8 protein-coding genes and 1 riboswitch are annotated in these 14,242 nt (G+C 37.5%); of the genes, 6 read left to right on the forward strand and 2 right to left on the reverse strand.

The window, feature by feature from the left end:
- The first annotated feature begins 46 nt into the window (after positions 1–46).
- From MHI34_RS16020 to MHI34_RS16045, 6 genes are all read left to right on the forward strand, one after another.
- Positions 47–3,106, forward strand: coding sequence for a hypothetical protein (locus MHI34_RS16020; protein ID WP_342503661.1), 3,060 nt, complete (start codon positions 47–49; stop codon positions 3,104–3,106).
- Positions 3,107–3,286: 180 nt separating this feature from the next.
- Entirely contained in the window at positions 3,287–6,154 is a 2,868-nt protein-coding gene (locus tag MHI34_RS16025; RefSeq protein ID WP_340811513.1) for a hypothetical protein, read from the forward strand.
- Positions 6,155–6,316: 162 nt separating this feature from the next.
- Positions 6,317–7,618, forward strand: a complete 1,302-nt coding sequence (locus tag MHI34_RS16030; RefSeq protein WP_342503662.1) for a hypothetical protein — start codon at positions 6,317–6,319, stop codon at positions 7,616–7,618.
- Between the two features lie 333 nt (positions 7,619–7,951).
- The gene (locus MHI34_RS16035) at positions 7,952–9,172 is read left to right on the forward strand and encodes an MFS transporter (protein WP_089934563.1); all 1,221 of its coding nucleotides are present in this window, start codon (positions 7,952–7,954) and stop codon (positions 9,170–9,172) included.
- Positions 9,173–9,189: 17 nt separating this feature from the next.
- A complete protein-coding gene (locus MHI34_RS16040; protein WP_089934562.1) occupies positions 9,190–10,605 on the forward strand; it encodes a M20 family metallopeptidase in 1,416 nt (471 codons plus the stop codon).
- An 84-nt stretch (positions 10,606–10,689) separates the two neighbouring features.
- On the forward strand, positions 10,690–11,655 hold the full coding sequence (locus MHI34_RS16045) for a glutaminase (RefSeq protein ID WP_058844017.1): 966 nt from the start codon (positions 10,690–10,692) through the stop codon (positions 11,653–11,655).
- A gap of 33 nt (positions 11,656–11,688) precedes the next feature.
- Here the strand turns inward: MHI34_RS16045 and MHI34_RS16050 are convergent, their stop codons facing one another.
- Positions 11,689–13,026 carry an amino acid permease gene (locus MHI34_RS16050; RefSeq protein WP_141905485.1) on the reverse strand — a complete coding sequence of 446 codons (1,338 nt, stop codon included), beginning with the start codon at positions 13,024–13,026 and terminating at the stop codon, positions 11,689–11,691.
- 164 nt (positions 13,027–13,190) lie between these two features.
- A riboswitch (glycine riboswitch) is annotated at positions 13,191–13,267 on the reverse strand.
- A 574-nt stretch (positions 13,268–13,841) separates the two neighbouring features.
- Complete coding sequence (locus MHI34_RS16055; RefSeq protein ID WP_036122960.1) at positions 13,842–14,228, reverse strand: rhodanese-like domain-containing protein; 387 nt, start codon at positions 14,226–14,228, stop codon at positions 13,842–13,844.
- Positions 14,229–14,242: the final 14 nt, after the last annotated feature.

Consider the following 14,242-nt stretch of genomic DNA (forward strand, 5'->3'; position numbering starts at 1 on the left):
TTGCTATAATATGTGATATATACATAATGTAAGGAGCGGATTTTGAATGACTAAGGCAAAATTCTTACTAATGGCAGTAGCCCCAGCAGCTATTATTATGCCTATCGATGCACATGCTGCTTCAGAGCAGGTAACTATTGAAGGAAGTGGTATGGTAGGGACAGAATTAAAGGCTGATATCACCTCCTTACCAAAAGATGCTAATTATCAGTACGAATGGTATTTTGTGAAAGCGGGCGTAGAGGAGCTGCTTTCTTCACAAACTAGCAACATCTATTTAATACCTTCAGATGCATTAGGAAAATCCATTATTGTTAAGGTTACAGATGACCGTGGGAAAATGTATGAAAGTAAAAAAATCGTTGTTAAAGGAACTCTTTTGACTGAAGGCAATGATTATGTGAATGGTAAGTTAGTCGCTAAAATTGAAGGTTTATCAAGTAACACAAATAAACCGACTGTATTTACTAATTTTCAATGGTATGTCCTAGAAGATAATAAGGCGAAACCCATTGCAAATGAAACGAAATTAGAGCTCGTTATACCACCTTTAGCTGCTGATAAACTGATCTTTATGGAGGCCAAAACAGAAGATGGATTGGTATATGTAAGTCCGAATAAAAAGATTCAGAAGCTGAATTTAAGTATAGAAGCAATTGAATTTGAAGGCTTCACAGGTGGAGATTTTGTCGTGCCTGGAGATACGCTTAAAGTGAAAATCCCTGTCGTTACAACAGAAACGGATACTTCACAAAAAATCACGTTAGAGTCGAAACAAATTTCGTTTACCTATCAATGGCTATATAAGGTAGGAAGTAGTTATTCTATCATCCCCAATGCCTCCACTCCTTCCTATATGATTCCTAAAGATACACAGGATTCAGCAATGAAGGATATTGTGGTGAAGGTTACTGCAAAAGTGGGAGATCAAGTGATTTCTGGTATTGCCGTAACGCCAATCCGTATTTCAGACAATCACATAAAAGCTATTGAAAAACAAATTGCCACGTTGCTCACAATGGATACCCAAAAACGTGTTATCTATAGAGAAGATATAAAGTCAGTTCTATCTCAGATAGACAATCAATATCAAAAATTAACACCAGCAGCAAAGGCACAGGTGACAAACTACTCGATATTGCAGCGTGCTGTAGCTGATATTGCCAAAGTAGAGCGTCTTGCAGCGCAAATAAAAGCATTAGATGGAAAGAGTAGCCTCCAACAGCTTCAACAACTAAAGGCTGAATATGATCAACTGGATTATTTACAACGAAGCTTAGATGCTGGTAATATTTATCAGCAAATAGTAGATTTATTGCTGAAAAATCCAGATAGTCAAAAGGAGCTTGCAAAGCTTGGTGAAATCAATAGACTGATTACAGAGTTATTGGGAGACGGTATGGATCCGATCCCACAATACGCTTCAGAAACAACGAGTATCTTAGCGGAAAAAATAGCAGATATAGATGCTAAAATTAATGCCCTTTTACCGGAGTATAAAACGGTTGTGCAAAATCAAGCCATTTTAACAATGGCAAAAGCAGATTTAAAAAGTGCACAAAAATTTGAAAAGCTATTTGATAAATTGCAAGGACAGACGCCTAAACAAAAGGTAGCAACAGCTAAAAGCATTCGGTCAGCCTATTTGAAGCTGAACTTACGTCAGCAAGGATTGGTAGAATATAAGCTACCCCTCCTAGTGGAAGCTGAAAACGCAGAACGTACGACAATCGAAGAGCTGGAGCAATTGCTAGCCGAGGTGAAAGGGGCAGCAGGATTAGCGAATGAATGGGAAACACTTAAATCGAAAGTTAATACCATTATCTCACTGCAAAAAAGTTTAAAGTCCTATAATGATATGGCGACAAAAAACGAAATGCTTCAAATGCAAAAGGATTTAAAGGCAGCTGAAAAAGTCATTATCCAAATAGAAAAATATAATGCGCTATTGAAACCTGAAACGAAATTTAACAAAATACAGTCGGCCTTTCATTCTGCATTAAAAGCGTATAATAAATTAACTATATCTCAGCAAAAGTATGTTTATAATGCTACTCTTTTGAATGAAATTCCTACGAATAATGAGATTCCTGGTGAGACAAGTAACGATGCAACTGTAGGTAAGAAATTCAGTAATGACATTAAAAATGCTCTTAACGATTCATCTGACTTCGAAAGCTATGCTAGAGCTGTGGACGAATTAGTCAATAAATATAAAGAGTTGCCTAAAGGCGTAAAGAAATATGTGATAAATTATGCAGACTTAAAAGCTGCCGAAGCCAATGTGAGAGCGGTCAGATCCTTTGATAAGAAGGTCAATGAGGCATTATCTGTAGCAGATTCCACTAAACAATATTCGAAGCTACAGACTGTTCAAAAAGCATACAGCAAATTAAATGCAATTCAGCAAGAATTAGCTCAACCTCTTTATGTAAAAATCAGCAATAAAATCGAAGAATATACAGAGAATTATAACGACTTAAATAAAGAACTTATGGATGCAAACGGCTATATTTTTTCGCTAACTGAAGTAAAGGATATGATTAACAAGTACAATGCTCTTTCCTCTGCTGAGAAAAAACTAATTACCAATGCTCAGGATCTTAAACAAGCAATAAGTGACGTCAAAGCTGTTGAGTCCTTCATTAAGAAATTCCAGACGAATCTAGAAAAAAATCCATCGACGATTATGAAAGATTTTCGAAAGCTCACAACGCTACAGATTAGTTTATTAGAGGGCTATGAGGCCGAGATGAATGGACAGTTAACAAGTTTATTGGAAGAGCTTCAAAAAATGGAAACAAGTGAGCAAACAGCCAATGATGTCGTATTAAAGATCATTGATTCAATCAATGAATTGCAAGTAGATGGATATTATGTGTCCGACTTAGAAAATCGATTGATCGCTATAAAGGACAACTATAATAGCTTAACAGCTATGCAACAAAAACTTGTCAAAAATTATAGCAAGCTCGCACAGGCTGAAAGTGATTTACAAAAAGTGAGAGAAGTAAAATTACTTGAGGGTGATGAGCAAGCATGGCAAAAGGCATATAATAAATTATCCAAGAAATTAGAACAGCTATATGAATCGATAACGCTATAATAAACCGAAATCTAGCAGAGCATCGCTGCTAGATTTTTTATTATTTAGTCAAAATATTATTATTGTATAAATATTAATTCAGGAGAATATACACTTTTTAGAATTCTTTCTGCAGAACAAAGGAAATTATGGCTTTATGGTCGATATAATTCATTAGATGGATAGAGGAGGTTAATCGATTTGAATAAGAAATTATTTTTAACAGCAGCAGCTATTCCTGTAGCACTTATTGTACCAACCGTAGCAGGTGCAGCAGAAACGGTTATCATTACTGGACAAAATATTGTCAATGAAACATTAACAGTTGATAAATTGCCAGAAAATACAGTAGTTAATGCTTATCAATGGTATTATTTAGAGAAAATTGATGGTGAAGATGGTTCAAAAAATACGACGAATAAGCCAATTTCAGGTGCTACATCGTCTACTTTAAAAGTACCGGTTGAAGCGGCTGGAAAATCAATTTTCGTGGAGGCTACTACAACTGATGGTAAAAAGTTTCAAAGTGAAACACGTAAGATTAATCAATTAGATCTTGAGATAACAGCTCCAACGCTGGAGGGCTATTCCGCTTCTGATTTTGTTGCACCTGGGGAAACCGTTAAAGTGGCAGGTGTTACTGTAACGGATAAAGCAGGCGCGAAATTACAGAGTGGCCAAATTACATATAGTTATCAATGGTTTTATAAACTTGGTGATAGTTCCTTTACCATTATTGAGGGAGCCGCTGGTGGCACATATACAATACCAAAGGATGCCATTGAAAAGGGCATCAAAGATATTATTGTCAAAGTAAAAGCACAGGTAGGCACTGCGTTTGTGGAGTCAGATTTCTCTACCGCTATTACTGTATCTAAAGAACCAACGGATACGTTAATGAATGATATTAAGGCCTTACTGGTGCATGATAATCAATACAATGTATCGAGCCTAGAATCATTTAAGGGACAGCTAACAGCATTAGAAAGTAAATATCAAGCCTTATCAGTACCAGCTAAAGCAAATGTGTCCAATTATGAAGTCCTAAAGAGAGCACTTGCTGATGTGGAACTAGTCAGTAAATTAGAAGAAAAAGTCGATAAAATAAAGGACGTTAATGAAAAAGACAGACCTAAATATATTCAAGAAATTGAAGAGGCATATAATAAGCTCGATCAGTTACAACGTAGCTTAGATGTGAATGATACCCTATATACAAACATTAAAGATCTTTTAAATGAGCCAAATGACCTTGAGGAAATAACAGAAGTACGAAGACTAAATCAAGCAATTGTTCATTTACTATCCTACGAGAATTCTCTCGCGCAATATGTACCTTCAGATAAGGATGCCCTACAAACGCTAGTTACTAGCATTGAAGCGGATATCGCAAAGCTATCCCAAAATTACCGAGGCGCTATTCAAAATCAGACTATTTTAACGGAAGCTAAAGCGGATATTAAAAAGGTTGAGCAATTTATTAAGTCATTTGATAAATTATCACCAAACAATACGCCGAATAAGCAAGTTACGGCTGCCAAGTCCATTCGTTCTGCCTATGAAAAATTAACATATAAGCAATTAAAATTAGTATCAGATACGTATTTGCAGCGTTTAACGGTTGCAGAAAGTGCTGAAGAAAGTCAAATTGCTGCACTAAATCATGATATAGACAGCTATATTGGCGATGATATCTATCCAATCAATCCATCGGCTAGTTCATGGCAAAGTCATGTCAATAATGTTAATCGAATGATTAAAGAATATAAGAGCTTAACGAAAGCGTCAGCAGCACAAATTATTGGATATGATAATCTTGTCACGCTACAAAAGGATTTGAAAACGGCTGAAAAAGTAATAAAAGATATGGACGCTTATCAGAAGTTGATGGGCATAACAGGTGTTAAGGAAAGTAAATTGACTTCAAGTTATTCCAGTGCGTTAAAAGCTTATAATAAGCTGACGACATTACAACAGTCTCTTGTATATAATGCAGATGATTTTTTACTGAATACGCCAAAAGTTTCGATTGATGACAATGGTAAAGTGCCTGCTGATAAGGCAGCAGCTGAGGCTTTAAAGGCGAATATCGCGAAATTGGCAAATGTTACTACATTTACATTTAAACAATTGGAATCTGCTGTTGATACAGCATCAGAATCCTATAAAGCACTATCTTCTGGTGGAAGAAAATACGTGACGAATTATTACTTATTAACAGCGGCGAAGAAGGATATTTCAGGTGTAAAATCATTCCATAAAAAAGTACAGACAGCTAGAGAAGAAACAGATGCTGCGAAACAAGCTAAAAAAATTGAAACGGTGCAAAAGGCTTATGCAAAATTACCTGCAAATCAGCAGCATTTAGCAAAAGAACAGTATGAAGCTTTATTAAATAATCAAATTATCGATGAAAATGCACCGAATATCACACAGCTAAATAATGAAATTGCAACAATCGTTTCAAATGATCTCTATACCGTTTCAATGGAAAAAATTCAAAATCTTTCTACACAATATAGTAGCCTTAGCTCAAGTGATAAAAAGCTGATTACGAATTATGATATTTTAAAAGCTGCAATAGCTGATGTGAAAAAAGTAGAATCCTTTATGAAGACCTATGAAAAATCGTTTAGTAGTAATCCGAGCACAGTCATTAAGGCATTTGAAAAGCTAACGTCTAAACAAGTGAGTCTTATTGATGCGGCGACTAGACAATTAATTATGGAGAAGCAACAAGGTCAGCAACAAACGAATGAAAATGCTTTAATGTTAATTGAATCCATAAATTCTCTACTTGTAAAAGGCGAGTATGTGGATGGTTTAGAGGACAAAGTGAAAGAAATTCGTGCCAAGTATGATGAATTAAGTGCTACTGATAAGAAAATTGTTAAAAATTATTCGAAGCTAACTCAGGCTGAAAATGATTTGAAAAAGGTAGCAGAAGTCCATGCTTTATACAAAGCAGATGGCGATGATGCGGCTCGGAAGGCATGGCAAACTGCCTATGGTAAGCTTTCCAAAAAATTAGAATTACTTTATACAAAAATGTATCCAACTGAAAAATAATTTTTATTCAAAGATGGCCCCGACCTATTTTCGGGGCTTTTCTTTATACAGGAAGCCATTTTTATTTGTCTTGTCATTTAATTGTCCGCTATACTATGTACAACAGAGAAAGAAAATTTTTACATAACGATTGCAGTTGCACAAAGAAGGTAGGAACGAAAGATGTATAAAATAGGTGTTGTTGGTCCCGTTAAATCCGTTGAAAGAATTATTGCATTAGCACGGGAAATTGAACAGGATATGGAATTTATTCCGTATGTTTATGAAGTAGCAACTGAAACAAAGCATCTAGTAGAGAAACATAATCAGGACGTGGATTTCTGGCTATTTTCTGGCTATATCCCTTATAAGCTTGCTCGTCAAACGAATGTTACTCAGGAGAAATTGGCTCATATTATTTTTTCAGAGGCTGCCATTTATCGTGGATTTTTAGAGCAGTCCTATCAACAAAAAAAGTTTATTGAAAATGTTAGTATCGATATCATCCCATCCCCTTCTCAAATGGCGTCAGAGAGTCTCGCGGAGATTCAGCACAATGTAAATCACATGTATTTAAAGGAATTCGATGTGGCCATTGATCCGCAGGAGTTATTTAATTTCCACTATAGTCTCTGGCAGGAAGGAAAGATTGATTTTGCCATTACTTGCTATCCTTCTGTTGATGAAGAGCTGAGGAAACAGGGTGTTCCATCTTATTGGGTTTCACCGACGAAAACGGAAATTTATCATACCGTTCAGCTTTTTACTGAAAAAATCAAAACATCCTACTATAAAGAAACACAAATTGGTGCAGTTATGCTTGAAATAAAGGACTTCGATTCATTGAAAGAGCGCATGAAGCAAGGTTATCGCATTCAATATTTAGAATTGCGCACGAAGGAATATTTGCTCCAGCTTTGTGAACAGATAGATGGCTCTCTTATTGAAGAGGGAAATGGAAAGTATACTATTTTTAGTACAAGGGGAGCCATCGAAGGACAAATAAAATTTTTACAAGAAAAAATGTACCAGCTGTCGATCGAAATGGAAGCAAAGGTGACAGCAGGCATTGGCTTTGCTCAAACGGTATTTAATGCCGAGTTACATGCACATCGAGGACTAAGACAGACAAAGGAAAATGAAGCGATTGATATTGTCATGATTCAGGATGATGGCACGATTATTGAATCGGTTGGGAATGTAGAAGAGCTTGCTTATTCCTATCGAGCAGAAGATCCTTATATTTTAGAAAAACTAAAAAAGGGTAATATTAGTATTAAAACGTATATGAAAATAAATGCACTCGTGCAGAAAATGCACTGGAAGCATTTCACAACAAAGGATTTAGCGACACAGCTTCAAATGAGCGAAAGAAATGCCCAACGGATCGTAGCTGATTTATGTAATGTAGATTTAGCGAGAATCTGTGGAGAAGAGTTACAGCATACACGTGGTAGACCAATAAAAATGTATCAGCTTGTTTAGAATTTTGCAAAAATGTCCCAAACCATTAAATGGTTTGGGGCATTTTTTTGCTATTTTTAGAATTAGGCATTTTTTGAGCAACCCAGCTACATCAACGAATTGTACACCTTTTTAGTAAATCAAAGACGATTATCTATTAGAAATTTTCAAAAAAATATTGTCATTTCATAGAACTTTGATTATTATACGAATATATAACGAAAATGTCGGTATATAAAAGGGGTGTTGATTTTACTAGTTATGGCAAGGGGGCAAAGATCATCAAGAACAATAAGAGCAATGAAGCAAACATTGCAATCAAGAAAATGTTTCTGATCAATGGGAGGGATATGAATGACAGCAAATGAAGTAACGAAAAAATCTAGAAATGTCATCCTTGCACTATTATTTTTAGGTTGGTCTTTAGGTAATTTAGATCGCTACATTATGAACTATGCAGTTGTATCGATTACGGGTGATTTGCAACTGGATGCATCTTCTACGGGTATCATTTTAAGCGCTTTCTTTTTAGGCTATGCCATTATGCAAATACCAGGTGGCTGGTTGGCAGATAAATTTGGCGCTAAAAGAATTTTATTGATGGCTGTTATTATGTGGTCTATTTTTACGGGTCTAACAGCGATTGCTTGGTCATTAACAGCGATGATTGTGATTCGATTTTTATTTGGGATTGGCGAGGGTGGATTTCAGCCAGCAAGCTCTAAAATTATTGCCACAATCTTCCCAAAAGAGGAAAGAGGCAGAGCGATGTCCATCATGCTTACTTCTGGTGGCATTGTTTCACTCATCGTGCCGCTGCTAGCAGCTTATTTATTAGGGACGATTGGCTGGCGCATGATGTTTATCATTATTGGAGCTATTGGCGCTATTATTGCCTTTTTATATTGGAAATATATTAAACTTCCAGAAAACGAAGCAGAAGATGCTAGTACAGAAAATCCTGCACACAAAGTGAACTTTAAAGAACTATTGAAAACACCGTTGATGTGGAATTTAATTATTGCTTATTTCTGTATTTATGCCGTGAACTGGGGCTTGGTTTCCTGGATTCCGACTTATCTGCAAAAAAATCGCGGATTGGATCTAATGTCCATTGGCTGGGCACAAACAATTCCTGCCATTACAACGATTATTGGTGTGTATGGTAGTGGATATATCATTGATAAGCTACCAAAAGGAATGGAGAAAGTGTTAGGCTCCATCTCCTGTGCAGTTATTGGTCTTTTATTGTATTTGATGTTTACTGCAAAAACAGTGACGTTATTTATTGGTTATCAAACAGTTGTTTCTATCTTTATTGCGTTTGTCATTACATTACTACCTGTTATTGTACTGAAGAAATTACCCTCTTCTATTACAGGCTCGGCAATGGGGATTGCGAATACAGGGGGGCAATTAGCGGGCTTTGTCACGCCAATGGCGATTGGATTTATGGTCGATGCCTTTAATGGCTCCTTTGATGCAGCCTTTTGGATGTTAATTGGCTTTGCGCTTATCTGTATTGTGTCGCTTGTCACCCTAAATGACCAAAAAGGAATATTGTTGAAAGCATAAAAATTGGAGGGATAAAAATGAGTTTTCATGAAAAAATTTCTGCGTTAATTGAAGCCAAACAAGAGGCAAGTGTAGCATTAAGTGATGCTATTTGGGCTGTGCCTGAGCTTCATTTTCAAGAGAAAAAATCCATGCAATATATGAAAGAGGCGTTAGAGAAAGAGGGCTTTCAAACAGAGGTTGGCGTTGCTGGACTTGAAACGGCGCTTGTTGGGACTTTTGGTTGTGGAAAGCCTGTAATTGCCTTTTTAGGTGAATATGATGCACTTCCCGGTTTGAGTCAAAAAGGTGGGGCGACACAACATGAACCTCTTGAGAATGGTGGAAGCGGACATGGCTGTGGTCATAATTTATTAGGAACAGGTGCATTTGCAGCTGCTGTTGCAGTGAAGGATTACTTAGAGCAAAATCATCAATCAGCAACAATCCGTTTTTATGGCTGTCCTGCAGAGGAAAATGGATCTGGTAAAGCTTATATGGCGAAAGCTGGTCTTTTTGACGATGTGGACATTGCAATCTCTTGGCATCCAGGTACATTTTCAACGGTTATGACTTGTAGCTCTCTAGCAAACTATGCCGCAACTTTTAAGTTTACAGGCAAAAGTGCACATGCCGCAGCCGCACCGCACCTTGGAAGAAGCGCTTTAGATGCTGTTGAGCTTATGAATGTTGGGGTAAACTATTTACGAGAGCATATCATTCCAGAAGCTCGTGTCCATTATGCTATTACGAATTCAGGTGGAACTTCACCGAATGTAGTACAACCATATGCAGAGGTAACGTACCTGATTAGAGCACCTAAAAAGCAGCAAGTGCAGGAAATTTATCAGCGCGTTGAAAATATTGCTAAGGGTGCCACACTGATGACAGGCACATCAGTGGAAGTTGATTTTGAAGGTGCTGCTTCAAATCTGATTACTAATAAAACGCTTTATGATGTGATGTATCAACAAATACTTGAAATTGGCATGCCACACTATACAATAGAGGATGAGCAGTATGCACAGGCTATTTTCAATACGTTTACTCCTGAAGTACAAGCTGCCTCATTAATAGGCTTGCGTAAAGAAGATGTCAAGCAATTACAGGGAAAAGTGATTGCTGATCACGTTCCAGGCATGCTACCCGAATTTATTATGGGTGGCTCAACAGATGTAGGAGATGTCAGCTGGAATGTACCAACTGTACAATGTACAACGGTATGTATGGCATTAGGAACACCACTACATACATGGCAGGTTGTCTCTCAAGGAGTTATGCCAATCGCGCATAAAGGGATGCTACAGGCGGCTAAAATCATGGCTTGTACGGCTATTGCGGTGCTTAATAATCCAGCCTATATCGAGGAAGCGAAAAAGGAATGGCAGGAACGTCTTGATGGAGAAACATATGTATCATTAATTCCAGAGGGAACACAGCCTCCTAAGCTATAAAAGGCTAGCGACATTGGATGGAGTCTTCATAGGAGAACTATGAAGGCTCTGTTTTTGCCTCATTTTTGAAAGGAGAACACAAACATGTCAATACAACCACATCAGCAGGATCACCTTATGACACAATGGGTATCGCAGTTTCGCACTGCTGCTAAAGAAGGTCAATGTGCTAGCTATATCCCTGCTTTAGCCAAAAAAGATCCGAACCAATTAGCGATTGCGATAATCGGTTCAAATGGCAGCGAAATCAAAGCAGGAGATACTACAGAACTATTTACACTTCAAAGTGTTTCTAAAGTGATCACATTTATATTAGCCTGTATGGATCGAGGTTTACCTTATGTACTAGAAAGAGTAGATGTGGAACCAACAGGGGATACGTTCAACTCTATTATTCGCTTAGAAAGCCATCAACCAGGGAAACCGTTTAATCCAATGATAAACGCTGGGGCCATTACGGTGTCCTCGATGCTGGCTGGTCATTCACCGCAAGAGAAGGTCATAAAAATTCTACAATTTTTAGAACAAATCATTGGCAAGCAATTAAGTATTAATGAAGAGGTATTTCAATCAGAATGGCAAACCGCCAATCGTAATCGAGCATTGGCCTACTATTTAATGGATTCAGGCTTCCTAGATTGTCCAGTAGAGGCGGCACTTGAGGTGTATTTGAAGCAATGTGCAATTGAAGTCAATGTATCAGATTTAGCGATGATTGGCTTAGTCATTGCCAATGATGGCTACCATCCATTGTTAAAGAAACAGCTATTTCCTAAACAAGTGGCGAAATTAGCGAAGGCCTTGATGGTGACATGCGGTATGTACAATGCTTCAGGAAAGTTTGCCGCCTTTATTGGCCTGCCTGCTAAAAGTGGTGTTTCCGGTGCGATTCTTACAGCTGTTCCAGGTCATGCAGGCTTGAATTCCCCATTTCCTACTGGCTGTGGTATCGGTATTTATGGTCCAGCAATCGATCCAATAGGAAACAGTGTGGCTGGTGTGCAGTTACTAAAGCATTTAGCGACAGAATGGGATATGACTATTTTTTAATGCGTGAAGATGACTTCAGCACTTAGGCTGAGGTCATCTTTTTTTCATGTTATAAAGAATAAATAAGGCGATAAACCAAATTGGTGTTAATAGTAGAGCTGTACGTGTAGCCTCAGAAATAAACATTACAAGTAAGAGAAAGGCAAAGAATGCTAGAATTACATAGTTGATAAAAGGTGTCAGTGGTGCTTTAAATTTCGATGCTTCATGTAAGGCACGATTTTTTCGTTGATAAATGATGTGAGAAATAACGATAATGCTCCACACCCAAATAAAACAAATCGCACTAATCGTCGTCACAATACTAAAGGCATTTTCTGGCATCAGCTTACTTAGCAATGCACCTACTGATACAACAATAGCAGAAATAACGAGTGCATTACTTGGCACGCTGTTTTTGTTGAGCTTGGCAAATGTAGGTGATGCTTGTTTATTTTTTCCAAGATTAAAGAGCATCCGACTTGTTGAAAATAAACCACTGTTACCTGCTGAAGCGGCTGAAGTGAGTACAACAAAGTTTATAATACCCGCAGCAATCGGAATACCAGCCAGTGTAAATACTTGTACAAAAGGACTGCTTGAGGCAGACATTTCATACCATGGATTGATGCATAAAATCACAAACAATGCACCTACATAAAAGAGTAAAATACGAAATGGAATTTTATTAATGGCAGAGGGAATATTTTTTTGAGGATCTGCTGTCTCAGCTGCTGAAACCCCCACTAATTCCACGCCAACAAAAGCAAACACAACCATTTGGAAAGCCATTAAAAAGCCGTACATTCCATTTGGAAATAGACCACCGTGTGCCCAAAGATTTTCCACTGCTACCGTTCCTGAGCTAGTTTGAAAGCCTGTTACAATCATAATCAGTCCGATGATGATAAGAACCACAATCGTAATCACTTTAATGATGGCAAACCAAAATTCCAATTCACCAAAAAGTTTAACGGTTAATAAATTGAGTAGTAATAACAAGATTAAGCAACCAATGGCTGGCATCCATTGGGGGATATCAAACCAATATTGTGTATAAACCCCCACCGCGATAATGTCCGCCATGGCTGTCATAATCCAACAGAACCAATATGTCCAACCTGTCACATAACCTGCCCAAGGACCTATGTATTCGGATGCAAAATCCGTAAATGATGTATAGCCTGCATTGGATAATAGCAGCTCACCTAATGCACGCATCACAAAAAATAAGGCGGTACCGACAATTAAGTAGGCAAGGATGATAGAAGGGCCTGCAAGGGCAATGGCTTTGCCAGAGCCTAAAAATAAACCCGTCCCAATTGTTCCACCAATGGCAATAAGCTGCACATGGCGATTTTTTAAATCTCGTTTTAATTGTTGCTGTTCCACGTTAATCCCCCTCAAAGATACATAAAAAACTATGACTGGAAAAACAAAAAGAGACTAGTTGTGACACTAGTCTCGGAAAAACGTCAGAATAACAAATACCATTTAGTCACGAATGTTACACGAAATAGATGTACTATTCGTGTGACATCGCTAATAAAAGCTGATATTACTCCTCTGTCCTTTTGCCTGAGATAGTGAACCCTTCGGCGACGCACATGGCGCTCTCTCCAGAACTGCTCCTGCTATAGTTTAATCCATAGCATTCATAGCTTATTAACTTCATAATCAATTATTATTGTAAGATATTATACATCCTATCAGTGCTCGTCCCATTATTCAATAATAAATTCTGACTATTTTCAGAAAAATAGCAGAATAGGACGCAATATGCTAAATCTCTAACGAAAAATAGTATTTTTGAACATACAAAATATTTGATGGGATGCCATTTAAAATGAGGTGAAAATGAATCAGTGTCGTGGAAGATTTGCATAAAGATAGTGTTGGCGTGGTTGATTTTGTAGGGAGCTCACTCCTAACGTGTAGAAGGGGGGCTATGGGGGAACCGATTCCTAAGTGACATTAATTCGCTCAAAGAACGGATCATTTACAGTCAGGAATTGTTAGTAAGAATGAGCTATATATTTTGTCTCTCATCGCTATCCTTTTTTTCTGTCCAATGCATGATTAGAGACTTGGTGAACAAAAAGCTAGTACTTAATCATTTGCAATAGATATAATATAGTAGAAACTCTGAATTTTTTAAAAAAGAAGCCGTCTCATAGTTCTTTGAGACGGCTTTTGTCATGTAGACATTAATATTTTTTTGCTTTTATTTTACCTGTCCAAGTTTTGAATCCACCTTGAAGTTGGTAAATTTGGTTGTACCCACGTTTTTTAAGAAATAGTGCAGCACGTGAGCTACGGCCTGTATTTTGACAGTATAGATATACTGGTAAATCTGGGCGGATTTCTTTATAACGTTGACGTAGTGTTGTGGAAGGAACATTTCGTGCACCAAGAATATGACCAGCATCAAATTCTTTTTGTTCACGTACATCGATTAGCTGGGCTTTACGATAGCCTTCTATGAATTGCTCTTGTGTTAAGTTGGTTACGGCTTTTTTGAGTCGTAGTGCATTAATACCGATATATGCAATTATGACTACTAAAACGACACCGATTGTGATAAGTATGTCCAAGATTTTCTTACCCC

It is taken from the genome of Lysinibacillus sp. FSL L8-0126 (assembly GCF_038630385.1).
In the GTDB taxonomy this organism is placed as follows: domain Bacteria; phylum Bacillota; class Bacilli; order Bacillales_A; family Planococcaceae; genus Lysinibacillus; species Lysinibacillus fusiformis_D.

Excerpts from the sequence above, each read along its gene's own strand:
- MHI34_RS16020 (WP_342503661.1), top strand. The coding sequence starts at position 47 with ATGACTAAGGCAAAATTCTTACTAATGGCAGTAGCCCCAGCAGCTATT.
- MHI34_RS16030 (WP_342503662.1), top strand. The coding sequence starts at position 6,317 with ATGTATAAAATAGGTGTTGTTGGTCCCGTTAAATCCGTTGAAAGAATT.
- MHI34_RS16035 (WP_089934563.1), top strand. The coding sequence starts at position 7,952 with ATGACAGCAAATGAAGTAACGAAAAAATCTAGAAATGTCATCCTTGCA.
- MHI34_RS16040 (WP_089934562.1), top strand. The coding sequence starts at position 9,190 with ATGAGTTTTCATGAAAAAATTTCTGCGTTAATTGAAGCCAAACAAGAG.
- MHI34_RS16045 (WP_058844017.1), top strand. The coding sequence starts at position 10,690 with ATGTCAATACAACCACATCAGCAGGATCACCTTATGACACAATGGGTA.